Origin of the sequence: Bradyrhizobium sp. CCGB12 (genome assembly GCF_024199845.1) — a bacterium.
Classification (GTDB): domain Bacteria; phylum Pseudomonadota; class Alphaproteobacteria; order Rhizobiales; family Xanthobacteraceae; genus Bradyrhizobium.
Genome location: NZ_JANADO010000001.1, coordinates 360878 through 386300, shown reverse-complemented (window position 1 = coordinate 386300; position 25423 = coordinate 360878). Strand labels below are relative to the sequence as shown.

Here is a 25423-nt window from a genome sequence, read left to right as displayed (position 1 = left end):
CCTAGCCGAGACCCATTTTCTTGAAGGTCCGGCTGATCCAGGACCCCTGATTCTCGCTCGGCTCGAGACCGCCGGATTTTACAAGATTATAGGCGTCCTTGTACCAGCGGCTGTCAGGAAAATTGTGCCCAAGAACGGCCGCCGCGGTCTGCGCCTCGCCGACGATGCCGATCGCCATATAGGCCTCGGTGAGCCGGAACAGCGCCTCCTCGACATGGCGGGTGGTCTGATACTGCGTGACGACGGTCTTGTAGCGGTTGATCGCCGCCGTGTAGTCGCGCTTCTGCGCGTAGTAGCGGCCGACATTCATTTCCTTGCCGGCAAGCTGGTCGCGCGCGCCCTCGATCTTGGCCTTGGCCGAGGTCGCATATTCCGAGTTCGGATATTTGCGGTTCACCTCTTCCAGCGCCGCGATCGCCTTCTCGGTGCGGGCCTGGTCGCGGCTGATATCCGGGATCTGGTCGTAGTGCGAGGCTGCGATCAGGTATTGCGCATAGGCCGCATCCGGGCTGCCGGGATGCAGCGTGACGTAGCGGGTGGCGGCGCCGATGCAGCTGTCATAGTCGCCACCCTGGTAGGACGCGTAGGCCGACATCAGCAGCGATTTGCGGGCCCAGTCGGAATAAGGATGCTGGCGGTCGACCTCTTCGAACTTCTTGTTCGCCGCCTTCATGTCCTTCTTCTCGTTCATGAGGAACAAGCCCTCATTATAGATCTTGTCGGCGGGCTCCTCGACGAAGGTGTCGTCCTTGGCGGTGAACTTGTCCCAGAGCGCGCCGGTGCCGCAGCCAGCCAGCGGCAGCGCGAGCATGAAGAGGGTGGCGGCCTGAACCAATCGACCGGCTCCGACCGAGAGATATCCGCGCGTCATACGCTGTGCCGACATGAGTTTTGCCTTGACGCCCTGTGATGCGGTGCCCGCCAGCCCATGAACCCCGTCCTGGGCGCGAAATGTAATCGTGGTGCCTGCCATGCGACCACGCGGATCTATCCGAAAAACGATCGATAACCACCGGATAGGCAGGCATTTCGCCCGGATTAAGGCGAACGTGCCGCAATGCTAGTCGATCATGGTTACCAGGACTTTGCCGGGGGTAGGTCGCCCCCCCCCGCGCCTTGCGACAACAGGTCTGTCAGGACACGTCCGGCCCGTAGGCCGCGGCGATCCGGCCACCGACGATGCCGGCACCGACTTCGCCCTGGGGACGCGTGGTGCGGCGGGCCGCTTCGCCCTCGACCACACGCCAGGCGGTACGGTCGGCCAGCAGCGCGGTCAGGACAGCGTGATTGAGCTTGTGGCCGCCACGCACCGAGCGGTAGGCGCCAAGCAGCGGCAGGCCGGCCAGCGCGAGGTCACCGATCACGTCCAGCACCTTGTGGCGGGCACATTCGTCGGCGTAGCGCAGGCCTTCGGTGTTGAGCAGCCGCTCGTCGTCGAACACGACGGTATTGTCGAACGAGGCGCCGAGGGCGTAGCCCGCGCCCCAGAGCCGCGCGACATCGCACATCAGGCCGAAAGTCCGGGCCCGGCCGACTTCGCGGCGGAAACGTTCCGGGCTGAGGTCGAATGCGTAGCTCTGCTGGCCGATGACGGGATTGGTGAAGTCGATCTCGACCTCGGCGCGGAACCCGTTGGCGTAGGGCCTGATCTCACCGAAGGAGTCGCCGATATTGACCGAGATCGGCTTCAAAATCTGAATGAAACGGCGCTGGGCCGATTGGGTGACGATGCCGGCCTGGTCGATCGCCGCAATGAAGGCGGCGGCGCTACCGTCCATGATCGGCACTTCCGGCCCGTCGATCTCGATCGTGGCATTGTCGACGCCCATGCCCCGCAGTGCAGCAAGCACATGCTCGGCGGTGGAGACCAGCGGACCGTTGCGATCGCCGAGGACGGTGGCGAAGTCGGTCGCGATCACCTGCTCGGCAGTGGCCTGAACTTCGCGGTCACTTCCCTCGAGCCCGGTGCGGACAAAAATAAAACCTGCGTCGACAGGTGCAGGCCCAAGCGTGAGAGTGACGGGAAGACCGGAATGAACGCCCACGCCTGCCACAGAGGCTTGCGCACGAAGCGTTGTTTGCCGGCTAAATTTCATCAGGAACCCGCCCCACTACGACCACCGCGACTTATACTAGACCCGCTTCGCCGGCCAGTGCCGACACCCCGCGAATCCGTATCCCCAAGTCACGGCAAACCATAGTCACTGCCTCAAACAGCGCCAACTCACGCTTTTTTACCGATTGTTACCCCAAACCTGCCGTATTCGCGCCAAGGCTTAACCAAATTGCGCCGAGCTTCGAGGCCGTTATCAACAGCTTCACTGAACCAGTGAATACGTAATTAATTATTTAAGATCAGTGGCTTATTCGTGCAATCCTGATATGCGCGGGACAAAAGGAAAGGTCCCGGCGAGCCTGTCGCCGGGACCTCTTTTTGACTGCGCTATTGTAACAATCCTCAGGTCGCCTGCCGCCGTAGGAAGGCGGGGATATCAAGATGGTCGTCACCCTGTGGCGCCGGCGCAACAGGCGCGGGACGACCATGCATGTCCAGGCCCTGCGGCGCGGGACGACGGGCATACTCAGACACCGGCTCGCTGGCTGCGATCTGCTGCGCCACGGTCTTCTGCGGCCGGCGATCAGGCAGCGGCGGCATCGCCGGGCCGGCGGTACGGGCCGCGATCGGCGCCTCGCTCTCTTCGTCGCGGCGGCCAAGACCGACATTGGCGAGGCGCTGGAGCAGCGACAGGCGGGTCTTCTGCGGGGTCTCTTCTTCAACCTCACCGCGGGCCTGGCGAATCTCGGCCTGGGCCGGCATCGGCAGTTCCTCAATGCGCGGCATCCGCGGCGCGCGGACCGGCGGCCGCTCGGCCTGGGGCGGAATGAAGTTTTCCGGGGTCATCGGCTCCTGCATCGCGACCGGGGCCATGTCAGGCTCCGGAAACAGGGTCGGCTTCTGGGCGATCGGGCGCACGGTAACGTCGCCATAGGTCTGCGTCGGGGCCGGCGACTGCGGCACGTCCGCGACGGCGGCGGCAATGGCGGCGAGCGCAGCGCGCTCGACATTCGGACGGGGTGAGGCAGCGGCCGGAGCCGGCGCGGCCGCCGGTGCCCCCAGCTGCTGGGCGCGTTCGGCCAGACGCTGATTGTCGGCACGGAGCCGCGCGGTCAGGTCGGCGAGACGGCTCTCGGCAACAGCGGCCGGAGCGGCCGCCTGCTGCACCTGGGGTGCCGCGTTCGCGACGGGAGCGGAGGTAGCCTGGCTGTTGCGGGCGATCGCGGCCTGCTCGATGCCGGTGGCAACGACCGAGACGCGGATCAGGCCGTCCAGCGCTTCGTCGAAGGTCGCGCCGACGATGATGTTGGCGTCCTGGTCGACTTCCTCGCGGATGCGGGTCGCGGCCTCGTCGACCTCGAACAGGGTGAGGTCCTTGCCGCCGGTGATGGAGATGAGGAGGCCCTTGGCGCCCTTCATCGAGCTGTCGTCGATCAGCGGATTGGCAATCGCGGCTTCCGCGGCGGTCAGCGCGCGCTTGTCGCCGGAGGCTTCGCCGGTGCCCATCATCGCCTTACCCATCTCACGCATCACGGCGCGGACGTCGGCGAAGTCGAGGTTGATCAGGCCTTCCTTGACCATCAGGTCGGTGATGCAGGCAACGCCCGAATAGAGCACCTGGTCGGCCATCGCGAAGGCGTCGGCAAAGGTGGTCTTCTCGTTGGCGACCCGGAACAGATTCTGGTTCGGGATTATCAGCAGCGTGTCGACCACCTTGTGAAGCTCGTTGATACCGGCTTCTGCGGTGCGCATGCGGCGGCCGCCTTCGAAGTGGAACGGTTTGGTGACGACGCCGACGGTGAGGATGCCCATGTCGCGCGCGGTCTTGGCGATGACGGGCGCAGCGCCCGTGCCGGTGCCGCCGCCCATGCCCGCGGTGACGAACACCATGTTGGCGCCCGAGAGATGGTCGCGCAGCTCGTCGATCACCTCTTCCGCCGCCGCCGCGCCGACGTTCGGCTGCGAACCCGCGCCGAGGCCTTGCGTGACCGCCGTGCCCATCTGCACGATGCGCTGCGCCTTCGACATCGTCAGCGCCTGCGCATCGGTGTTGGCGACCACGAAGTCGACGCCCTGGAGGCCCGCCGTGATCATGTTGTTGACGGCGTTGCCGCCGGCGCCGCCGACGCCGAACACGGTGATGCGGGGCTTCAGTTCGTGAATATCAGGAACATTGATGCTGATGGTCATGGTTGCTGCCTCTCGATCACGCGCGCGTGGGTTCGCCCCGGCCGGCGGCCGCGGGAGTTGGTGAAAATCGACAATTGCGGAAAGCAGTCATCAGAAGCCCTCGCGTAGCCATCGTCCGACCTTTCCAAAATAACCGCCCGTCCCTGTCCTGACCTGCTGCCGCGTATGCCGCGGTTCGACATGTTCGAGGTGAACATATTGCGGGTAGACGAGAAGTCCGGCCGGCACCGCGAACGCAGCGTTCTTCGCCTCGTTGGGCAGCCGGCCGAAGCCGAGCGGACGTCCGACCCGCACGGGCCGGCCGAGAATCTGGGTGCCGAGCTCGACGAGGCCGGTCAGCTGCGAGGCGCCGCCCGAAAGCACGACGCGGCCGTTGGCCTCTGATGCGAAGGGCGAATCCTTCAGCTTGTCCCGAACCATTTCGAAGACTTCCTCGGCACGGTGCTTGACGATGTTGGCGATTGTGGCGCGGGAGACGATCTGCGGCAGATCCTGCTCGTCACCGGCTGTCGGTACAGACATCAGCTCACGCGAGTCCGATCCGCCGGTGATAACGGTCCCGTATAACGTCTTGATTCGCTCAGCATCGGCAATGGTCGCCGAGAGTCCGCGCGCGAGATCCATCGTGATATGTTGGCCGCCGACGGCAAAACCCGCCGCGTGCACGAAACGGCCGCCGGAAAAGACCGCGATCGTGGTGGTGCCGGCGCCCATTTCGACGACGGCGGCGCCGAGATCGGCCTCATCATCGGTCAGCACCGACAGGCCCGCCACATAGGAGCTCGCCGCCATGGCTTCGACATTGATGTGGCAGCGTTCCACGGCCAGCATCAGGTTCCGCGCCACGGCGGCCTCGCAGGTGACGACGTTCATGTCGACGCCGAACTGGTGCGCGACCATGCCGCGGGCATCGCGGATGCCCTTGACGCCGTCGAGCGTGTAGCCGACCGGCAGCGCGTGCAGCACGGTGCGGCCTTCGCCGGTGGCGTGACGCATGCCGGTGGAGGTGACGCGGCTGACGTCGGCCGGAGTCACGGCGCCGCCGCGGATGTCGGCGGCGGCTTCGACCAATTGGCCGGAGAGCCGGCCGCCGGAGACCGACAGCAGCACGGACTCGACCCGCACCTTGGCCATTTTCTCCGCGAGCCCGACGGCCTGGCGCACCGCCTGCTCGCATTCGTTGAGATCGACCACCGCGCCGGCCTTCATGCCGCGCGACTGGATCTGGCTGTAACCGATCAGCTCCACGGCATGGGTGCGGCCGCGCAACGCATCGCTCGGCGGCGACGGCTTCAGCCGCGCGATCATGCAGGCGATCTTGCTGGTGCCGATATCGAGGCAGGCGACGAGACCGCCGCGCTTGTGCGGCATCGGGCGTGTCTTCGGCGTCTGGGTGCGATCGAGACCGGTCATGCGGAATCCCCGGCCTTCTTTTTCTTCTTGTCCTTGAACTGCTCCTCGCGCGCCTTGGCGGCGTCGTCGGACAGCTGCACCACCAGACGATCAGGCAGGCGCATGTCGACGGCGACGATGTCGCGAGAGAACAGCCTGTCCTCCTTGTCGAGCTTGGACAGCATCGCAAGCGCGTTGCCGACGTCCTGCTCGGGCAGACGGATGTCGAGGCCGTCCTTGAGCCTCAGGTTCCAGCGCCGCTCGCCGACGTAGATCGCGGCTTTCGTGATCGAATTGACCTCCGGATAGCGCGCCAGCAGCGCCAGGAAATCGCGGGCCTGCGTGTCGGCGCCCTTGCCGACCACGAGCGGCAGCGACAGGAAGCGGCGGGAGACATAGGGTTCGAGCACGGCGCCGTCATCGGCGATGACGGAGAGCCGGCCGGCCTCCTGCCACAGCGCGAACGCCTTGCGCTCGGTGAGCTCGATCATGAGCTGGCCCGGATAGAGCTTCAGCACGGTCGCATCCGCGATCCAGGGATTGGCCTTGAGCTTGTCGCGCACCGCGTCGGCGTCGAGGAACAGCAGCGAGGAGCGGCCGCTGACACCGCCGATCGCGAGGATCTCGTCCTGGGTCAGCTGCTTGCGGCCGTTGATCACGACGGAGGTGATGCGGAAGCCGGCGGAATTGGCCAGCGCGTTGCGGGCGTCGCTGACCGCGGTGATGAAATCCTGGAGATGGCCGCCCTTGACGATGCCGAAGCCGCAGCTGCCGATCAGGAGCAGCACGGTCATGCTGATTCCGACCCGGCGCGGCAGATAGCGCTCGACCAGCGCAACCACACGCGGCGGCGGCTCGCGCTCGACGACGGCCTTGGCCCTCGCCTTGGTCTTGACCTTGTCCTTGGCGGCGGCGCGCGCTTCGGTGCGCTTGTCATGCACCCACTCGCGCAGAAGCACGACCGCTCCGATAGCGGCCGCCTTCAGGTCAGCTTGGGGCCTCAGCGATCTCAGAAGTGACCGAGTGAGGCTTCCTGCACCATCCATTGCACGAGCTCGTCAACAGTTAGGCCGCGACATCGCGCGGGGGTCCTGGCGAACATGACGTCTCGGACGTGCCGGGCCGGGTGCTGGTCTTCAGCAGAAGAAAACCTCTCCCCTTCAAAGCGTTCGCTGAGGTGACATCACCGCAAACAGCTCACGCGCCGGCAGCCAAAGCGTCATATGCGCCGCCAGCGTTAACCTTCGGACGTCCTGGTAAACAAAAGGTAAAATTCGTTAACGCGGAATGCTTTTTGCCCCGTCATGTGAGGCATTTATGCCGCGATGTCCGGCATTTTACCGGGTTTGGGGACCAAATCAGGCCATTTCGGTCGTTTGGCCGTTAACCAGTCCTAATTATTTTCGGACCCGCCGCTCGGCGAGCTCGATCAGGCCGTGCAGGAAGTCGACGAACGCGATGCCCTCGGCCTTCAGCGCCTTGGGGTAGAGCGAAGAGTTCGTCAACCCGGGGAGCGTGTTGGTTTCGAGATAGACGAGGCCCTTGTCCGAGACGATGAAGTCCGACCGGGAGTAACCGGTGCAGGACATCGCGCGATGCGCCGCCATGGCCTGCTCCTTCAGCGCAGCGGTGATCTCGGGCGCAAAGCGGCCGGGGCAGATCTCCTGGGTCGACTTCAAAAGATATTTTGCGGCGTAGTCGAAATTGCCCTCGCCCGGAATGATTTCGATCGGCGGCAGCGCGATGATCGAACCATCGGTGCGCTCCAGCACGCCGCAGGTCGCCTCGACGCCGGCGATATAGGGCTCGATCACGTACTCCTCGTGCTTCGCCGCGTTGCGGACGGCGACGAGATCCTGCTTCGCATTGACGAAGATCAGGCCGTAGCTCGATCCGTCCTTCGCCGGCTTTGCGATCAGCCTGCCGTATTCGGCGAAAGCCTCGTCGATGTTTTCGAGCGCAACGTTTGCCGGCGACGTCACGCCGCCGAGCGCGGCGAAGTGCTTGGCTGCGACCTTGTCGAAGGCGAGATGCGAGGAAGCCGAGCCGGAACCGGTGAAAGCCACGCCGCGGGCTTCGCACATCAGCTGCAATTCGCCGTTCTCGGCGCGCCCGCCGTGCAGGCCGAGCACCAGCACGCGCCGTTCGGCCTTGGCCTGGTCGAGCGCCTGCGCGAGCGGAATGCCTGATGTGCCGGGCTTGAACTCGTCCTCGAACGGACGGGCATGTTCGAGCAGTTGCCTCGACTGCACCACATGCACCTTGTCCTCGATGTCCCACCACCACAGATCGGCCTCGGGCAGTGCCTGATGCAGCGCCTGGGCCGAGGCGACCGAAACCAGACGTTCCCGGTTGGAGCCGCCGAAGAGGATGGTGATACGCATGTTCATAGTCCGCAATCTCTCTCGTTCGTCATTCCGGGGCGCGACGAAGTCGCGAGTCCGGAATGACGGGAATCATGAAACCCCGATCCGCTTGATTTCCCAGTGTAGCTCAATTCCGGAATTCGCCTTCACGCGTTCGCGCACGGTCTCGCCCAGCGTCTCGATATCGTGCGCGGTGGCCGCGCCCGTGTTGATCAGGAAATTGCAGTGCATCTCCGAGACCTGCGCGCCGCCGACGCGCAAGCCCCGGCAGCCTGCGGCATCGACCAGCTTCCAGGCGGAATGGCCCGGCGGGTTCTTGAAGGTCGAGCCGCCGGTCTTCTCGCGGATCGGCTGCGCGGTCTCGCGGTGGGTCTGCACCTCCGCCATGCGCGCGCGGATCGCATCAGCGTCCCCGATCTCGCCGCGAAAGCGCGCAGAGGTGAAAATGATGGAGGGATCGACGCCGCTGTTGCGGTAGACGAATTTCATGTCGGCATTGGAGAAGCTGTACTTGCTGCCGTCGCGCCCGACGCCCCTCGCCTCGATCAATACGTCCTTGGTCTCGCCGCCATTGGCGCCCGCATTCATGCGCAGCGCGCCGCCGATCGTGCCGGGAATGCCGAAATAGAATTCGAGCCCGCCGATATTCGCGGACACCGCCACTTCCGCCACGCGCTTGTCGAGCGCAGCAGCTCCGGCGGTGACGACATCGTCGCTCGCGGTCGCCTCGCCAAAGGCGCGCGGTGCAAGGCGGATCACCACGCCTGAAATACCGCCGTCGCGCACGATGAGGTTGGAGCCGACGCCGACGACGTAAACGGGGATGTCGGGCGCGAGATGCGCGAGAAAATAAGCGAGGTCGTCCTCGTCAGCCGGGGTGAACAGCACCTGTGCCGGACCGCCGACACGAAACCAGGTGAGTTCGGCGAGCGACTGGTTGGCCAGCAGCCGGCCGCGAAGATCAGGCATCGCGGCTTTGAGTGAAGGAGTGATGTCGGGAAAGCTCATGCCGCGTCCTCAAGTAAGAGACGCACATTCTTGCCGTTCCCTCCCCCCTTGTGGGGGAGGGTCAGGGAGGGGGGTAGCCCCACGCGAGATCGGAGTGTGTGACTACCCCTCTCCCCCGCCCTCCCCCACAAGGGGGGAGGGAGCGCAGTGTGCCGTGCTGCGAGCGCTTCACTCCGCATCAGCATTCATCCCAGCGCCTTCAATTGATCCGGCAGCGCATACGCCCATTGCGTGATGTTGCCGGCGCCCAGGCACACGACGAGATCGCCGGACTTCGCCAGCCCCTTGACGATGCCCGCGAGCTCCGAGGCCGCCGGCAGCGCGATCACCTCGCGATGGCCATGGGCGCGCAGGCCCGCGACGAAATGATCGCGATCGACGCCCTCGATCGGCGCCTCTCCGGCGGCGTAGACGTCAGCGACAACAACCGCATCGGCGTCGTTGAAGCAGGTGCAGAATTCCTCGAACAGAGATTGCAGGCGGGTGTAGCGGTGCGGCTGCACTACGGCGATCACCTTGCCGGTGTAGGAATCACGCGCCGCTTTTAGCACCGCAGCGATCTCCACGGGGTGATGGCCGTAATCGTCGATAACGGTGACGCCGTTCCATTCGCCGGTCTTGGTGAAGCGGCGCTTGACGCCGCCGAAACCCGCAAGAGCACTGCGGATATTGTCGTCGGAAACACCGAGCGTGTGCGCGACCGCAATCGCCGCCGTCGCATTCGAGGCGTTGTGCCGGCCCGGCATCGGCAGCGCGAGGTCGGCGATCTCGTGCACGACCCCGCTCTTGCGATCGCGGATGACGACCTTGAATTTCGAGCCGCCGCCGCCCGCGGCGAGATCGACCAGCCGCGCGTCGGCCTGCGGATTTTCGCCATAGGTGATGATGCGGCGATCCTCGATCTTGCCGACGAGACTTTGTACCACGGGATGATCGATGCACATCACGGCAAAGCCGTAGAACGGCAGGTTCTCGACGAAATGGCGAAAGGCATCCTGCACGGCGTCGAAGGTCTTGAAGTGGTCGAGATGTTCGGGATCGACATTGGTGACGATCGCGACATCGGTGGGCAGCTTCAGGAACGTGCCGTCGCTCTCGTCGGCTTCCACCACCATCCAGTCGCCGGCGCCGAGGCGCGCATTGGAGCCATAGGCATTGATGATGCCGCCGTTGATCACGGTCGGATCGAGACCGCCGGCATCCAGCAGCGTCGCGACCATCGTGGTCGTCGTCGTCTTGCCGTGGGTGCCCGCGATGGCGACGCAGCTCTTGAGCCGCATCAGCTCGGCCAGCATCTCGGCGCGGCGCACCACGGGAATGCGGCGCTCGCGCGCCGCCATCAGTTCGGGATTATCGCGCTTGATCGCGGTGGAGACGACGACGACCTCGGCGCCATCGACGTTCTCGGCCTTGTGGCCGACCGAGACCTTCGCACCCTTCTTGCGCAGACGGTCGAGATTGTAATTGTCGGCGGCGTCCGAGCCCTGCACGGTATAGCCGAGATTGACCAGCACCTCGGCGATGCCGCTCATGCCGATCCCGCCGATCCCGACGAAGTGGATGGGTCCGATCTCGCGCGGCAGTCTCATGCTCTGTTCCTGACCTCGCCGCCGGAAAGGGCGGCATCTGGCGAAGGTCACGGCCAAATCAGCCGCGCGCCTTTTCTACTGGATGCCCCGCTTTAGAAGGCGAAGACAAGGGCTTTTTCGCGTCAGATTCCGGCGACCTTGACCACGAGATCGGCCAGTCGTTCGGCCGCGTCGAGCCGGCCGGCGCCGCGGGCGGCTTGGGCCATCGCGGCAAGTCGCGCCGGCTCGGCGGCGAAAGCGGAGATCTCGGCGGCCAACCGGTCGGACGTGAATTCGGTCTGTGGGATGCGGATCGCGCCGTCGACCTGAGCCAGCACGCCGGCATTGGCGAACTGGTCCTGATCGATCGAGCCGGGCAGCGGCACCAGGATCGAGGGCCGGCCGATCGCGGCAAGCTCGGCGACGGTGCCGGCGCCAGAGCGCGACACCACCAGATGGTTCGAGGCGAGCCGCGCCGGCAAGTCGGTGAAGAAGGGTGCGAGCTCGGCCTTGATCTTGAGCTTGTCATAGACCGCGCACACGCGGCTCATGTCCTCTTCGCGCACCTGCTGGGTGAGGACGAGGCGGCTCCACAACGCGGGCTCGAGCCGCTCGATCGCGCCGGGCACGATATCGGCCATGATGCGCGCACCCTGGCTGCCGCCGACGACGAGCAGGCGCAGCGGACCGTTCGCGTCAGGTGCGGCATATTTCACCGCAGCGGCCGCGAGGATCGCCGGACGCATCGGCGTGCCGACGGTCGTGGTCTTGCCGGAGAGCGCCGGATCGCGGTCGAGCACGCCGGGCAAGGACGTCGCGATGGCGCGGACGCGGCTCGAGAGGAACCGGTTGGCGCGGCCGAGCACGGCGTTGGCGTCGTGGATGATCCCGGGCACGCCGGCGAACTTCGCCGCGACCAGCGGCGGCAGCGTCGGATAGCCGCCGAAGCCGACGACAGCGACAGGCTTCAAGCGCTTGATCAGAGTGTAGGCAGAGAGCGTACCAGCGGCCAGCGTGAGGGCGGCATAGGCAAGCTGGAACGGATTGCGGCTGCGTGCGGTCTCGCTTCTGACGACGTCGATCGTGTCCTTGCTGAACAACCCGCTATAGCGCAGCGCGCGCTCGTCGGTGACGAGGCGGACGCGAAAGCCGCGCCGGATCAATTCGACGCCGAGCGCCTCGGCCGGAAACAGATGGCCGCCGGTGCCACCCGCGGCGAGAAGAATCAGGGGGGACGTGTCCATGGACCCTCTTGTACAAGCCCTCCGCCGTCATTGCGAGCGAAGCGAAGCAATCCAGACTGCCCCCGCCGAGGGATTCTGGATTGCTTCGTCGCTTCGCTCCTCGCAATGAAAGGATCACGCGTAACTGCGCATCGCCTCGGCGCGGCCGCTCGCCTCGACTTCGGTGCGCGGGCGCAGGCGGGTCAGGGCCAGCATCATGCCGACGCCGTAAGACAGCGACACGATCGAGGAACCGCCATAGGAAATGAACGGCAGCGTCATGCCCTTGGCCGGGATAAGTTGGAGATTGACCGACATGTTGATCGCTGCCTGCACGCCGAACAGGATCGCAAGGCCCGAGGCCGCAAAGCGCGAGAACATGTCCTCATTAGCATAGGCGCGCGACAGCGTGCGGATCACGACGAAGGCGAACAGCGCCAGCATAGCGAGGCACAGGATGATGCCGAACTCTTCGGCGGCGACCGCGAACACGAAGTCGGTATGGCTGTCCGGCAGGCTGCGCTTGGCGATGCCCTCGCCCGGCCCGAGACCGAACCAGCCGCCGTTGTAGAAGGCCTCCATGGCGGTATCGACCTGGAAGGTGTCGCCCGAAGCCGGGTTCATGAAGCGCTTGATGCGGCCGGCGACGTGCGGAACGAACAGGTAGGCGCTGAAAAGTCCGGCCGCGGCGGCGCCTGCGAGGCCGAACACCCAAATCATGCGCATGCCCGCGATGAAGAACAGCGAGCCCCACACCATCAGGATCAGCATGGTCTGACCGAAGTCAGGCTCCATCACCAGCAGCGCCACCAGCATCAGGAGCAGCACCAGCGCCATCGAGGTCGCCGGCATCTCCGGCCGCTTGGTCGATTCCGCGAACAGCCAGGCGGCGATGACGACGAATGACGGCTTTGCGATTTCGGAGGCCTGGATGTTGAGGCCGAGCAGCGTGATCCAGCGCCGCGAGCCCTTCACTTCGGGGCCGATCGCAAGCGTCAGCACGATCAGGACGATGCTGACGGCGAAGATGATCAGGGCCGAGCGGCGGATCGCGCGCGGCGACAGGAAGGAAACCCCCAGCAGCACCAGGCAGGACGGTGCCAGGAACAGCACATGGCGGCTGAAGAAGTGGAAGGGGTCGAGGCCGATGCGGGTTGCAACCGGCGGGCTCGCCGCCAGCGACAGGATCACCCCGGTCAGCATCAGCGCCAGGATCGCGCCCATCAGCGGCTTATCGACGGTCCACCACCACTCGGAAAAGGGGGTGCGTTCTTCACGGGAGAGCATGGGCGGCCGCTTTCGGACAGAGGTCAGTCCATTGGTCGCCGAGGTTGGTTACCGGGGGGTTAATGGGACGTTCAAGTTTTGAAGAGTCTCGTGCCCGGACGCAGCGCAGCGCCCTTGCGGTGCGCTGCAGAGCCGGGGCCGATTGTAGCTTGTGGGTCCCGGCTCGCGCTACGCGCGTCCGGGAAACGAGAGCCCTACTCGTAATTGATCGTGACATCCCCGGCGCGTTCATCGCGCTTGTAGATCTGGTCTGGCCCGGGAATGAAGCCGATCCTGACCACCCGCTCGCTACTCCAGGCGACGACAGGATCAAGATGCCCGCGCACGCTGACAAAGGTCGGCGTGCTCTCAGGCGAGAATGTCCGGCCGCGCGCCACGATGCTGGCTTGCGTGCTGTCGGGCACCGTCGCTCCACACGACTTCCAGACCACGACGACCAGCTTGCTGCCGCTCGGGGAAGCAAACGCACTCTGGCGAACGACGCGGCACGCGCCGAATCCGCTCATGACCTTGTCTATGAAGACAACAAAAAAGAAACCCGCGGCAACCGGAACAGCAAGAGCAGCGACAGCAATTCCGATCCAGCGTCGCCGCGACATCCTCACACCACCGGCTTCACGCCCGGCAACGCCTGTACCAGCTCGCGGAACTTGGTGCCGCGGATTTCGAAATTGCGGTACTGGTCGAAGGAGGCGCAGGCCGGCGACAGCAGCACGACGGCGTCGGTGAGCCCCGAAGCTTCCGCATCGCGCGCAGCGTGCTCGACGGCGACGTCCAGCGTCTGGCTGACCTCGTGCGCAACCGAGCCGAGCGTGCCGGAAAATTCCTGCGCGGCCTCGCCGATCAGATAGGCCTTTCGAATGCGCGGGAAGAAGCCGGTGAGGCCAGTAATGCCGCCCGCCTTCGGCTTGCCGCCGGCGATCCAGAAGATGTCCGAAAAGGACGACAGCGCATGCGCGGTGGCGTCCGCGTTGGTGCCCTTGGAGTCGTTGACGAACAGCACGTTGCCGCGGCGGCCGACCTGCTCCATGCGGTGCGCAAGGCCCGGAAAGCTGCGCAAGCCGTTCTGCAGTACGTCCTGGCTGATGCCCATCGCGAGCGCGGCGGCCGCCGCGCAGGCGGCGTTCTGCGCGTTGTGCTGGCCGCGTAGGGAGCCGATGCCGCCGAGCGCGGCGATCTCGCTACGTGCCCCGCCCGAGGTACGAATAATATTCCCGTGCTCGACATAGATGCCGCTCGCGAGCGGATTCTTGACGGAGATGCGCACCACGTTCTTGCCGGCGCGGTCGAGCCGGTCGGCGATGTCGCGGCAAAAGCCGTCGTCGACGCCGACGATCGCGGTGCCGCCAGCCTGCACGCCGGCGACGAGCCTTTCCTTCACCGCGGCGTAGTGCGCGATCGTGCCATGGCGGTCGATGTGATCTTCGCTGACGTTGAGCAAAATGCCGACGGAGGGATCGAGCGAGGGCGTGAGGTCGATCTGGTAGGACGACATCTCGATGACGTGGACGCGGCCCATGCGCGGCGGCTCCAGCGACAAGATCGCGGTGCCGATATTGCCGCCCATCTGGGTGTCGTAGCCGGCAACTTTCGTCAGGTGCGCGATCAACGCCGTCGTGGTCGATTTGCCGTTGGTGCCGGTGATGGCGACGAGCGGCGCGTTCGGCGCGTGGCGGCGGCGTTCGCGGCAGAACAGCTCGATGTCGCCGATCACCTCACAGCCTGCCTCGCGCGCCTTCAGCACGCTCCAGTGCGGCACCGGATGGGTCAGCGGCACGCCGGGCGCCAGCACGAGCGCCGCGAAATTCGCCCAGGAGACGTTGCGCAGATCAGCAGTGATGAAGCCGGCCTGCGCGGCCTTGGCGACGTTCTCGGTATTGTCGTCGGCGGCGATCACTTCGGCGCCACCCGCCTTCAGCGCGTGGCAGGAGGCGAGCCCGGAACCGCCGAGGCCGAACACCGCGACGGTCTTGCCGGCAAAGGACGTGACCGGAATCATCGATCGATCACCGCAGCTTCAGCGTCGACAGGCCGGCGAGCGCCAGCATTACGGAGATGATCCAGAAGCGGATCACGATCTGCGGCTCGGTCCAGCCGAGCTGCTCGAAATGGTGATGGATCGGCGCCATGCGGAAGATGCGCTTGCCCGTGAGCTTGAACGACACGACTTGCACGATGACGGAGACCGCCTCCAGGACGAACAGGCCACCGATCACCGCGAGCACGATCTCGTGCTTCACCGCGACCGCGATCGCACCCAGCATGCCGCCGAGCGCGAGCGAGCCGGTGTCGCCCATGAAGATCGACGCGGGTGGGGCATTGAACCAGAGAAAACCGAGACCGGCTCCCAACAGCGCGCCGCAGAGCACCGCGAGTTCGCCGGTGCCGGCGACATATTTGATCTGGAGATATTCGGCGAAGACCGCGTTACCGGCGAGATAGGCGATCATCGCAAAGCTCGCGGTCGCGATCATCACGGGCACGATGGCAAGGCCATCGAGACCGTCGGTGAGGTTCACCGCGTTGCCCGCACCGACGATGACGAAGGCGCCGAAGATGACGAAGAACCAGCCGAAATGCAGCACGGTGTCCTTGAGGAAGGGAATGGTGAGCGCGGTCGATGCGGGATCGCGGTTCAGCCGCACCAGCGCGTAGCAGGCCACCAGCGCGATCGCCGCCTCGATCAGCAGGCGAAGCTTGCTGCCGAACCCGGTCGTGGTCTGCTTGGTCACCTTAAGGTAATCGTCATAGAAGCCGACGAACCCGAAGCCGAGCGTCACCGCCAGCACGATCCAGACATAGGGGTTGAGCGGATTTGCCCACAGCACCGTGCCGACGGTGAGGCCTGACAGGATCATCAGGCCACCCATGGTGGGCGTGCCCTTCTTGGCGAGATGCGATTGCGGACCGTCGGTGCGGATCGGCTGGCCCTTGCCCTGACGGATGCGCAAGTGATCGATGATCCAGGGTCCGAACAGGAACACGAACAGCGCGCCAGTGACGACGGCGCCGCCGGTGCGGAAGGTGATGTAGCGGAAGACGTTCAGGAAGGTGCGAAATGCACCCAAGCCCGGAAATGTGTTGGAGAGCTCGATCAGCCAGTAAAACATTCAGACGGTCCTATGGCGCCTTTGCACACGCGGCCTTGGATTTGTTCTCGGCCTCAACATGCCTCACGCGCATTCGCCGCAAAGGGTGGGATTCGGGAACAGCGCCTTCCAAGCAGTTTACGCCTTTGCCTGCAAGGCGGCCACCAGGCCCGGCACAAACTTGTTGACCCAGAACATCTTCTTGCTGCCCTTGACAACCACGACGTCGCCTGCCTTCAGCAGGCTCGCAACCTCGCTCGGCTTCAGCGTGGCAGGATCGTCGTGCCAGCCGAGGCCCTTGCCTGATGGCAGCACGTCGAAGAGATGGCGCATCAGCGGCCCGACGCAGTAGACGCCGTCGATGCCTTCAAGATGCTTGGCAAGGCCGGTGTGGTAGCTTGGTGCGTCAGCGCCCAGCTCCAGCATGTCGCCGAGCACCGCAATGCGCCGGCCGCCGGTCACGTTGCGCGCCTGGAGGCTTTGCAGCGCAGCAGCGACGCTGGCGGGATTGCCGTTGAAACTGTCGTCGATCACGGTGACACCACCGACCGCCTGCTCGACGCCGCGGCCGGTCATGATGCCGACGCGATCGAGCTTGATGGCGAGCGTCGCCGCATCGAGGTTCGCCGCACGGATGGCGGCGAGCGCGGCCAGTGCATTCTGCACGCGGTGCGGCGCGCCCGGCGTCAGGCTGAAGGCGATCTCCTTCTTGCCAAGCTTGGCCACGACCTGCCAGCTCTCGCCATGCGGCGCATGCGCGACCTCGTGCACCTCGGCATGCTCGCCGAAGCGCAGGACCTTGCCCTTCCAGTCCGACGCCTTGATCCCGGCGGGAAGCACCAGCACGCCGTCCTCGGACAGGCCGAGCGCGATCGATACCTTTTCGCGCCTGATGGCTTCGAGCGAGCCGAGCTTTTCCAGATGCACGGGCTGGACGTTGACGACCAGCGCGACGGTCGGCCGCGTCAATTCGCTGAGCCGCGCGATCTCGCCTTGCTGGTTCATGCCCATCTCGACGACCCAGAGGCTGGCGTTCGGCTTCGCATTGCAAAGCGTCAGCGGCACGCCCCAGAAATTGTTGAAGCTCGACGGGCTGGCATAGGCGTTGGGGTAAGCGGCGAGAAACTCCTTGGTGCTGGTCTTGCCGGCGCTGCCGGTGAGCCCGATCACCGGCCCGCCGAAGCGCGCACGCGCAGCGCGCGCGAGGCCCCAGAGGCCGTCGATCAGCGTATCCTTCACGACGATCTGGGGAATGCGGATGCCTGCGATCTCGTGCGGCACGATCATCGCGACTGCGCCTGCGGCTTCCGCCTTGTCCGCGAACTCCCAGCCGTCACGCGTGCTGGCGAAGGCCGAGACGAAGCCGCCGCTCGGGGTGCCGCTCAGCGCGACGAACAGGCTGCCCGGTTTCACCAGGCGGCTGTCCTGGGTGACGAAATCGATCGGCGTATCCGGGAATGATCCGCCGGCACCCAGCGCGCGCGCCACCTCGGCAACCGTCCATATCGGCGCGCTCATGCAACCCTCGATGCTAATGCGGCGGCGACCGCCTCGTGATCACTGAAGGGCAGCACCTCGCCGCCGACGATCTGCCCGGTCTCGTGGCCCTTGCCGGCGATGAGCAGCGCGTCGCCCTCCTGCAAGTCCTCGATCGCCGCGCGGATTGCGGCGGCGCGGTCGCCGATTTCGCGGGCGCCTTTCGCGGTCGCGAGGATCGCGGCGCGGATCGCTTCCGGCCTCTCGCTGCGCGGATTGTCGTCGGTGATGATGACACCGTCGGCGTTCTCGGCCGCGATCTCGCCCATGATCGGCCGCTTGCCGGCATCGCGATCGCCGCCGGCGCCGAACACGACGACCAGCCTGCGCTTGGCGTAGGGACGCAGCGCCTGCAAGGCCTTCGCCAGCGCATCGGGCTTGTGTGCGTAATCGACGAAGATCGGCGCGCCGTTGCGCTCGCCGACGCGCTCGAGACGGCCCTTGGCGCCTTCGAGATGTTCGAGGCTCGCAAACACATCGGCCGCATCGCTGCCGGTGCCGACCGCAAGGCTGGCCGACACCAGCGCGTTCTCGATCTGGAACTCGCCGACTAGCGGCAGCCGGATCGCATGGCGCTTGCCGCGATGCTCGATCGCGAGCACTTGCGAAAAACCTTCGACCACGGCATCGACGAGACGAATGCCCTCGCCTGCCCCGTCGCCGTTACGGCCGACCGCCATCACGCGCAGGCCGCGCGTCTTGGCAGCCTCGATCGCTTCCCCCGAGCAATCATGATCGGCCGAGATCACCGCCGCGCCGCCGGCCGCGACCAGCTCGCGGAACAGGCGCAGCTTCGCTGCGAGATAGTGCGCGACGGTGGGATGATAATCCATGTGGTCGCGCGAGAGATTGGTGAAGCCGCCGGCCGAGATGCGCACGCCGTCGAGGCGGTACTGGTCGAGCCCGTGCGATGATGCCTCGAAGGCGAGATGCGTCACGCCCTCGCGCGCGATCTCGTCGATCTGCCGATGCAGCGCGATCGGGTCCGGTGTCGTCAGCGAGCCGTAGACGGTGCGCTTGGGCGAGACGAGGCCGATGGTGCCGATGCTGGCGGAGGCATGCCCCAGCCGCTCCCAGATCTGGCGCGTGAATGCGGCAACCGAGGTCTTGCCGCTGGTGCCGGTCACTGCGGCAATCGTCGCAGGCTGCGCAGGGAAGACTCTTGCCGCGGCCCGCGCCAGAGCGCGGCGCGGATTGTCCACCGTGATGAACGGCACCTTGCTGCCATCAGGCGCATGGTCGCCGACGACAGCCACCGCGCCTGCGGCGACCGCCGCATCGATGAAGCGCGCGCCGTCGGTCTTGCTGCCCGCAAGGGCGAAGAACAGATCGCCCGGCTTGACCACGCGGCTGTCGAGCGCAAGGCCGGTCGCCTCGAGCGCCGCGACAGCGGGCTCGAGCACGGCATCATTGCCTAAGAGGTCGCGCAGCTTCATGGTCTTCCAGTCGACACGCCGCGCCGGAAAGCCGAATCGTCAGGAAAAGCCGAATCAGCACCGGCGATGGCCACCCCGGTTGATTACTGGGTTGTCCTGGATGCTGCAAGAATAAGGCGCTCGGACGGCGGCAGGTCAAACCGCGGCTCGACGCCCAGAAGCGGCGCGATCCGCTCGATCACCTTTCCGCCGGTCGGCACCGCGTTCCAGCCCGAGGTGATGAAACCCTTCGTTTCAGGAATCGCCTGCGGCTCGTCCAGCATGATCAGGATCTGATATTTCGGGTCGTCGCAGGGCATGATCGCGGTGAAGGAGTTGAGCACGCGCTTCTTGGCATAGCGGCCGTTAATGACCTTTTCGGACGTGCCGGTCTTGCCGCCGACGTAGTAGCCCTTGATGTCGGCAGTCTTGGCGGTACCAATCTCGGCGTTGAGCCGCATGAGGAACCGCATCTTGTCGCTGGTCTCCGGCTTGATGACGCGCTTGGCCAACGCCGCCGCTTCGGATTCGCTGCGTTTCATGAAGGTCGGCGGAATCAGATAGCCACCGTTCACCAGCGAGTTGATACCCATCACCGCCTGGAGTGGCGCTACCGACATGCCCTGGCCGAACGCGATCGTGACTGTGTTCAGCTCGCCCCAGCGTCGCGGCACCAGCGGCGCCGCGCTCTCCGGCAATTCGGTGCGCAGCCGCGTCAGCTGGCCCATCTTGGCGAGGAACGCCTTGTGCGCCTCGACGCCCTGGCCGAGCGCGATCCGCGCCGCGCCGATGTTGGACGAGAAAGTGAACACTTCCTTGGTGTTGATGAAGCGCCCGAGCGGGTGGCTGTCGTGGATGGTGAACCTGCCGTAGTGCAGGTTTCCGCGCGCATCCCACGACGAGTTCAGATTGATCTTGCCGGAATCGAGCGCCATCGCCAGCGTGAACGCCTTGAAGGTCGATCCCATCTCGTAGACGCCGGTGGTCAGGCGGTTGATGCGATCGGGGTCGTGCGCTTCCTTCGGATTGTTGGGATCGAAGTCCGGCAGCGAGACCATCGCCACGATCTCGCCGGTCTTGACATTCGAGACGATGCCGGAGGCGGCCTTGGTATGGTACTTCTCCTTGGCCTTCAAAAGCTCGTCGCGGAGCGCGTGCTCGACGCGCAGATCGACCGAGAGCTCGATCGGCTTTTGCAGCCGGTCGGTGGCAAAGCCGGCGCGGTGGAGATCGGCGAGCCCCTGGTTGTCGAGCCACTTCTCCAGGCCGGCGATGCCCTGGTTGTCGATATTGACGAGACCGATGAGGTGGGCGACCTCGTTGCCGGTGGGGTAGACGCGCTTGTTCTCGCGCAGGAAGCCGATGCCGGGAATGCCGAGCTTGTGGATGTCCTGCTGCTGCTTCGGCGTCACCTCGCGCTTGAGCCAGACGAAGCCCTTGCGCGTCTTCAGGCGCTCGCGCACCTCGGCCTCGTCGAGGTCGGGCACGGTGGCGGTCAGAAGCTCGATCGCCTCGTCCTTGTCGATGATGCGGCGCGGCTCGCCGAACAGGCTCGCCGCCTTGACGTCGGTCGCCAAGATCGCGCCGTTGCGGTCGACGATATCAGGACGCGCGGTCGCAACCACCTCCTGCGCCGCGGCACGGCGGGCGCCGTGGGCGTCGGCACCGATCGCAAACATCACGAGGCGGCCGCCGATCAGGACGTAGACCGAGGCGAAGGCGAGCATGGCGAGGCCGACGCGTGCGCGCGCCTTCGCGGCGCGATCGACGTTGCGCCCGTAGAGCAGGCTGCGGATCAGCCGCTGCCGCCAGGGCTCGGGCGGCTTTTCCTTGGGCTTGGCCGGAACGGCGGCGCTCATTGATTGTCCTCCGGCTGAGGCACGGAGCCCGTCACCGTATCGGGGTCGCTCGCGGCTTCGATGGTGTTGAGCATGGCTCCGATCGGGTCGGGCTCGCCCGGCCTGAACATCCGCGGCGGACGCTCCGGCAGGTTCTTCAGCGAGTCATATTGCGTGCCGTTGACCGGCTTGAGCGCGAGATGCCGGTCGGACAGCCCTTGCAGGCGCAAGGGCGCGTCGAGCTTGGCCCATTCGGCGCGCAGCGAGGCGATCGCATCTCGCTGCTCGCGGATCTCGGCATGCAACCGCAGCACCTTCTCGGTGCGCGCAGTGGAGTCCATTTTGATCCGGTAGACATGGGCCGCCGCGAAGATCAGCGCGCCGATGACGAGGAGGTGGATGATGCGCATGCGCTAGCCGCCCCTCATGACGTCGGAGAGTTTCGGCCAGGATGTTTGCTCGCCATCGTCATGCGGCGGCGCCGAGGTGCGCTCGGCAGCGCGCAGCTTTGCGGAACGCGCGCGCGGGTTGCGCGCAACTTCGTCCTCACCGGCGACCACAGGTCGGCGCGTCAGAAGCTGGAAGCTCGGCGGGACTTGCGCGACCTCCGGCAGATGCCGCGAACCGCCGCCGGTCTTGGACCGCTCGGCGAGGAAATTCTTGACGATGCGGTCTTCCAGCGAATGGAACGAGACCACGACGAGGCGGCCGCCGGGCTTGAGCAGGCGCTCGGCCGCAGCGAGCGCGGTCTGGAGTTCCTCGAGCTCTTCGTTGACGAAGATGCGCAGCGCCTGGAACGTCCGCGTCGCGGGGTGAATGTCCCCGGGCTTCGAGCGCACGACCCTGCCGACGAGATCGGCGAGCGAGCGCGTGGTCGTGAACGGCGTCTCCTGCCTATCAGCCACGATGGCGCGGGCGATGCGCCGTGAATGCCGCTCCTCGCCGAAGAGATAGATGATGTCGGCGAGATCGCCTTCGGAGGCGCGCGCGACGACGTCGGCTGCGGTCGGGCCCACCTGCCCCATCCGCATGTCGAGTGGACCGTCGAGACGGAATGAGAAGCCGCGCCCTGCCTGGTCGAGCTGCATCGAGGACACGCCGACATCCATCACGACGCCGTCGACGCCATCGACGCCCTGCGCCACGCAGACCTCGGCGAGGTTGGAGAAACGGTCTTCGACCAGCGTGAGCCGGCCCGCGGAGCGTTCGACCAGTTCGGCACCGCCGGCGATCGCAGTGCGGTCGCGGTCAATGGCAATGAGCCGGGTTCCCGGCACGTCGAGGATGGCGCGGCTGTAACCGCCGGCGCCGAAGGTGGCGTCGACATAAATACCGCCCGCGCGCGGGGCGAGGTGCTCGACAGCCTCGCGGCCGAGAACGGGAATGTGCGGAGCCGAGCTCATGCGCGAGGTCTTCCGAACGCCCGACCTGACGCCCATGCCGGATCGCGGACGAACAACCCCATAACGCCTCGAATGATTTCGCGTCGCGGCGGTTCCACGACAAAGCCCTCGTCCAACATGGTCACCGAGCCCGGTCGTCCCGGGCCGCAAACCCAGTGTTCCCAGTGGAGTGTGTCGGGCAGCCATGGGATTTCGAGCCAAAATACGCTTTGGCCGCCTCCGGACGCGGGTCGGCTCTTCATCTCTCAGTAACGGCCCTTAGCGTTAAGAAAGCGTTGATCGGCTCGTGACAAGTCGAAAAGGTGACGGCGTGGTGATGCTTCATCCACACACATGCGCCAAAATGCACGCGTTAACCCCGCAGCGCGATTGCGCACGGTGGAGGGTAAAGGAATAGTAAAGAGAAGGGCTTGGCCCACTCTCCTGTCCGACTCGAGCTGTTTATGTCGTCCGGTTCGTCCACGCCGTCTGGATCTGATTCGAAGCGTCAACGCGTTCTCCCGGTTCCAAAGGCCGCGGCGAACATGCGGACGTTCGACCCGGATTCCTCGATCGTCTCCGACATCATCCCCTCGCCGAACCATGGCGAGCGCAACAAGGGACGGCAACCGGACATGATCGTGCTGCACTACACCGGCATGCCCGATGTCGAGGGCGCGCTGGCGCGGCTGTGCACGGCGGGCACGGAGGTATCGGCGCACTATGTCGTACTGGAGGACGGCCGCATCGTGCAGTGCGTGCCCGAGGCCAAGCGCGCCTGGCACGCAGGGATCGCCTCGTGGGCCGGCGAGGACGACATCAACTCCTGCTCGATCGGCATCGAGATCATCAATCGCGGCCACGACTGGGGCTATCCGGAATATCCGCTGCGCCAGATCGCCGCCGTGATCGCGCTGTGCCGCGGCATCATGCTCCGCCGCAAGGTGCCGGCGCACCGGGTGCTCGGCCATTCTGACGTCGCGCCCGCGCGCAAGAAAGATCCCGGCGAAAAGTTTCCGTGGCACTCACTGGCCAATTCCGGCGTCGGCCACTGGGTCACGCCCGCGCCGGTGGTGCGCGGCGAGAGCCTGATGCTCGGCACCATCAGCGACGCGGTGCTGAGCATGCAGCAGGCGCTCGCCCGATACGGCTACGGCCTGCCGCTGACCGGCAAATACGACGCTGCGACGATGGAAGTCGTCACCGCGTTCCAGCGCCATTTCCGCCCGGCGCGGCTGGACGGCGTTGCGGATCATTCGACGCTGTCGACGTTGCAGGCGTTGCTGGCGAGCTTGCCGACGGAGGGGACGGCCGTCGCGTCGAAGTGACGGCGGCCGCCACGCACTCCGTCATTGCGAGCGAAGCGAAGCAATCCAGACTGCCCCCGCGGATGCAATCTGGATTGCTTCGTCGCAAGTGCTCCTCGCAATGACGGAGTGTGTGGCGACTACCCCATCTCCCTCACCCGCCGCGCATACAGTCGCCGCAACGGCTCCAGCTGCGTCGCAGCAGCCGCCGCGCGATACGCCTCGCGCGCCTCCTCCTTCCGGCCGAGCCGCCGCAACAAATCCGCACGCACCGCCGGCATCAGCTCATAACCGTCAAGCCCGCCGCGCGCGGTGATCGCATCGACAAGGTCGAGCGCATGGGAAGGCCCATCGATCATCGACACCGCCGCGGCATGGTTCAGCTCGATCACCGGCGAGGGGCTGATGCGCAGCAGCACCTGGTAGAGCCCCGCAATCTGCGGCCAATCGGTCTCCTCAAACCTTCTCGCGCGTGCGTGCAGCGCCGCGATCGCGGCCTGCACGGCATAGGGTTGCGGCCGGCCCGGCAGTCGCAGCGCGTCCTCCACCAGGCGCAGGCCATCCTCGATTTGCGCGCGGTCCCACAGCGAGCGGTCCTGCTCTTCGAGCAGCACGATGTCTCCGGCCGGCGTCTCGCGCCCGGCGCGGCGCGCGTCATGCAGCAGCATCAACGCCAGCAGACCCTTGATGCCAGCGCGATCGGGCATCAACCGGTCGAGCAGGCGGCCGAGCCTGATCGCCTCGACGGCGAGATCGGGCCGCATCAGATCCGTACCCGACGTCGCAACGTAGCCTTCGGTGAACACGAGATAGATCACGGCGAGCACACCGTCGAGCCGCGGCGTTAGCGCGTCGCGCTCCGGCACCTCATAGGGGATGCCGGCGAGGCGGATCTTCTGCTTGGCGCGAACGAGGCGCTGTGCCATCGCCTCCTCGCTGACGAGAAAGGCGCGCGCGACCTGCGCCGTCGACAGTCCGCAGACGGTGCGCAGCGTCAGCGCGACCTGGACCTCCGGCGCGAAGGCGGGGTGGCAACAGGTGAAGATCAGCCGCAGCATGTCGTCGTCGAGCATCGCCGGCGCCTCGTCAGGCGCTTGCGCGTTCAGCTCGAGCTCGTGCACGAGCGCCTGCTGCTTGCCGCGAAAGACGGCACGGCGGCGGATGCGGTCGATCGCCTTGTTGCGCCCAACATTGACCAGCCAGGCGCGCGGATTATCGGGGACCTCGCAGGCCGGCCAGCGCTCCAGCGCGACGGCAAAGGCGTCCTGGAGTGCGTCCTCGGCGAGATCGAAATCGCCGACGAGGCGGATCAGCGTGGCCAGCGCCCGCCCCGCCTCGTCGCGGAAAATGATTTCGATCTCAGAGGGCGTCATGCGCCGAGCGTGATCACTTATCGTAGACCCAGATCGGCCGCACCTCGATCGACCCGATGCGCGCGCTTGGAATGCGCGCGGCAATCTCGATCGCGGCATTCAAATCCTTGGCTTCGACCAGATAGTAGCCGCCGAGCTGCTCGCGCGTCTCCGCGAACGGTCCGTCCGTCGTCAGCATCTTGCCGTCGCGCACGCGCACCGTCGTCGCGGTCGTGGTCGGCCGCAAGCGGTCGCCGGCCTTGAAATTGCCGCTCTGGATGATGCCTTGGGTAAAGGTCTGATATTCGGCCATCATCTTCTCGGCCGTGGCCGCATCGTTCTTCGCGTACTCGACCTCGTTCTGGTAGATCATCAGCAGATATTGCATCGCTTCACTCCTGTTGTTCGGCTGTG

Annotated in this window: 21 protein-coding genes; 1 reads left to right on the top strand and 20 read right to left on the bottom strand. The window is 65.8% G+C overall.

The genetic code is table 11. The features are described 5' to 3' along the window. Position 1 precedes the first annotated feature (1 nt). From NLM27_RS01815 to rsmH, 18 genes are all read right to left on the bottom strand, one after another. Positions 2-886 (bottom strand): outer membrane protein assembly factor BamD, encoded by an 885-nt coding sequence (locus tag NLM27_RS01815; protein ID WP_254141710.1) that lies wholly within the window; start codon positions 884-886, stop codon positions 2-4. Positions 887-1133: 247 nt separating this feature from the next. Then, on the bottom strand, positions 1134-2096 hold the full coding sequence (gene lpxC, locus NLM27_RS01810; protein ID WP_254141709.1) for a UDP-3-O-acyl-N-acetylglucosamine deacetylase: 963 nt from the start codon (positions 2094-2096) through the stop codon (positions 1134-1136). A gap of 362 nt (positions 2097-2458) precedes the next feature. Continuing rightward, on the bottom strand, positions 2459-4246 hold the full coding sequence (ftsZ, locus tag NLM27_RS01805) for a cell division protein FtsZ (RefSeq protein WP_254141708.1): 1788 nt from the start codon (positions 4244-4246) through the stop codon (positions 2459-2461). A gap of 90 nt (positions 4247-4336) precedes the next feature. After that, on the bottom strand, positions 4337-5659 hold the full coding sequence (gene ftsA / locus NLM27_RS01800) for a cell division protein FtsA (protein ID WP_254141707.1): 1323 nt from the start codon (positions 5657-5659) through the stop codon (positions 4337-4339). Continuing rightward, the gene (locus NLM27_RS01795; protein ID WP_254141706.1) at positions 5656-6684 is read right to left on the bottom strand and encodes a cell division protein FtsQ/DivIB; all 1029 of its coding nucleotides are present in this window, start codon (positions 6682-6684) and stop codon (positions 5656-5658) included. Before NLM27_RS01795 ends, ftsA begins: the two co-directional genes overlap by 4 nt. A gap of 351 nt (positions 6685-7035) precedes the next feature. Then, the gene (locus NLM27_RS01790) at positions 7036-8022 is read right to left on the bottom strand and encodes a D-alanine--D-alanine ligase (protein WP_254141705.1); all 987 of its coding nucleotides are present in this window, start codon (positions 8020-8022) and stop codon (positions 7036-7038) included. A 72-nt stretch (positions 8023-8094) separates the two neighbouring features. Next, positions 8095-9012: a UDP-N-acetylmuramate dehydrogenase gene (gene murB / locus NLM27_RS01785; protein ID WP_254141704.1), complete on the bottom strand. Its 918-nt coding sequence runs from the start codon at positions 9010-9012 to the stop codon at positions 8095-8097. A 185-nt stretch (positions 9013-9197) separates the two neighbouring features. Next, positions 9198-10601: a UDP-N-acetylmuramate--L-alanine ligase gene (gene murC / locus NLM27_RS01780; protein WP_254141703.1), complete on the bottom strand. Its 1404-nt coding sequence runs from the start codon at positions 10599-10601 to the stop codon at positions 9198-9200. A gap of 122 nt (positions 10602-10723) precedes the next feature. After that, complete coding sequence (gene murG, locus NLM27_RS01775; protein WP_254141702.1) at positions 10724-11824, bottom strand: undecaprenyldiphospho-muramoylpentapeptide beta-N-acetylglucosaminyltransferase; 1101 nt, start codon at positions 11822-11824, stop codon at positions 10724-10726. 114 nt (positions 11825-11938) lie between these two features. After that, complete coding sequence (gene ftsW / locus NLM27_RS01770; protein ID WP_254141701.1) at positions 11939-13090, bottom strand: putative lipid II flippase FtsW; 1152 nt, start codon at positions 13088-13090, stop codon at positions 11939-11941. Between the two features lie 194 nt (positions 13091-13284). Then, positions 13285-13689 (bottom strand): hypothetical protein, encoded by a 405-nt coding sequence (locus NLM27_RS01765; protein WP_254141700.1) that lies wholly within the window; start codon positions 13687-13689, stop codon positions 13285-13287. A 2-nt stretch (positions 13690-13691) separates the two neighbouring features. Continuing rightward, positions 13692-15089, bottom strand: coding sequence for a UDP-N-acetylmuramoyl-L-alanine--D-glutamate ligase (gene murD, locus NLM27_RS01760; RefSeq protein WP_254141699.1), 1398 nt, complete (start codon positions 15087-15089; stop codon positions 13692-13694). 7 nt (positions 15090-15096) lie between these two features. Next, on the bottom strand, positions 15097-16200 hold the full coding sequence (gene mraY / locus NLM27_RS01755) for a phospho-N-acetylmuramoyl-pentapeptide-transferase (protein ID WP_254141698.1): 1104 nt from the start codon (positions 16198-16200) through the stop codon (positions 15097-15099). Between the two features lie 117 nt (positions 16201-16317). Continuing rightward, the gene (murF, locus tag NLM27_RS01750; protein ID WP_254141697.1) at positions 16318-17697 is read right to left on the bottom strand and encodes a UDP-N-acetylmuramoyl-tripeptide--D-alanyl-D-alanine ligase; all 1380 of its coding nucleotides are present in this window, start codon (positions 17695-17697) and stop codon (positions 16318-16320) included. Then, the gene (locus tag NLM27_RS01745; RefSeq protein ID WP_254141696.1) at positions 17694-19151 is read right to left on the bottom strand and encodes a UDP-N-acetylmuramoyl-L-alanyl-D-glutamate--2,6-diaminopimelate ligase; all 1458 of its coding nucleotides are present in this window, start codon (positions 19149-19151) and stop codon (positions 17694-17696) included. Before NLM27_RS01745 ends, murF begins: the two co-directional genes overlap by 4 nt. A gap of 83 nt (positions 19152-19234) precedes the next feature. Further along, complete coding sequence (locus NLM27_RS01740; RefSeq protein WP_254141695.1) at positions 19235-20989, bottom strand: penicillin-binding protein 2; 1755 nt, start codon at positions 20987-20989, stop codon at positions 19235-19237. Then, positions 20986-21378, bottom strand: a complete 393-nt coding sequence (locus tag NLM27_RS01735; RefSeq protein ID WP_254141694.1) for a hypothetical protein — start codon at positions 21376-21378, stop codon at positions 20986-20988. The genes NLM27_RS01740 and NLM27_RS01735 overlap by 4 nt, the downstream gene beginning before the upstream one ends. Positions 21379-21381: 3 nt before the next feature. Then, positions 21382-22371, bottom strand: coding sequence for a 16S rRNA (cytosine(1402)-N(4))-methyltransferase RsmH (gene rsmH, locus NLM27_RS01730; protein ID WP_254141693.1), 990 nt, complete (start codon positions 22369-22371; stop codon positions 21382-21384). A gap of 524 nt (positions 22372-22895) precedes the next feature. Between rsmH and NLM27_RS01725 the strand changes: the two genes are divergently transcribed. After that, on the top strand, positions 22896-23678 hold the full coding sequence (locus tag NLM27_RS01725; protein ID WP_254141692.1) for an N-acetylmuramoyl-L-alanine amidase: 783 nt from the start codon (positions 22896-22898) through the stop codon (positions 23676-23678). A 119-nt stretch (positions 23679-23797) separates the two neighbouring features. Here NLM27_RS01725 and NLM27_RS01720 read toward each other — a convergent pair whose 3' ends face one another. Together NLM27_RS01720 and NLM27_RS01715 are read right to left on the bottom strand one after the other, a co-directional pair. After that, positions 23798-25030, bottom strand: a complete 1233-nt coding sequence (locus NLM27_RS01720; protein WP_254141691.1) for an RNA polymerase sigma factor — start codon at positions 25028-25030, stop codon at positions 23798-23800. Positions 25031-25043: 13 nt separating this feature from the next. Continuing rightward, positions 25044-25397 (bottom strand): YciI family protein, encoded by a 354-nt coding sequence (locus NLM27_RS01715; RefSeq protein WP_254141690.1) that lies wholly within the window; start codon positions 25395-25397, stop codon positions 25044-25046. Positions 25398-25423: the final 26 nt, after the last annotated feature.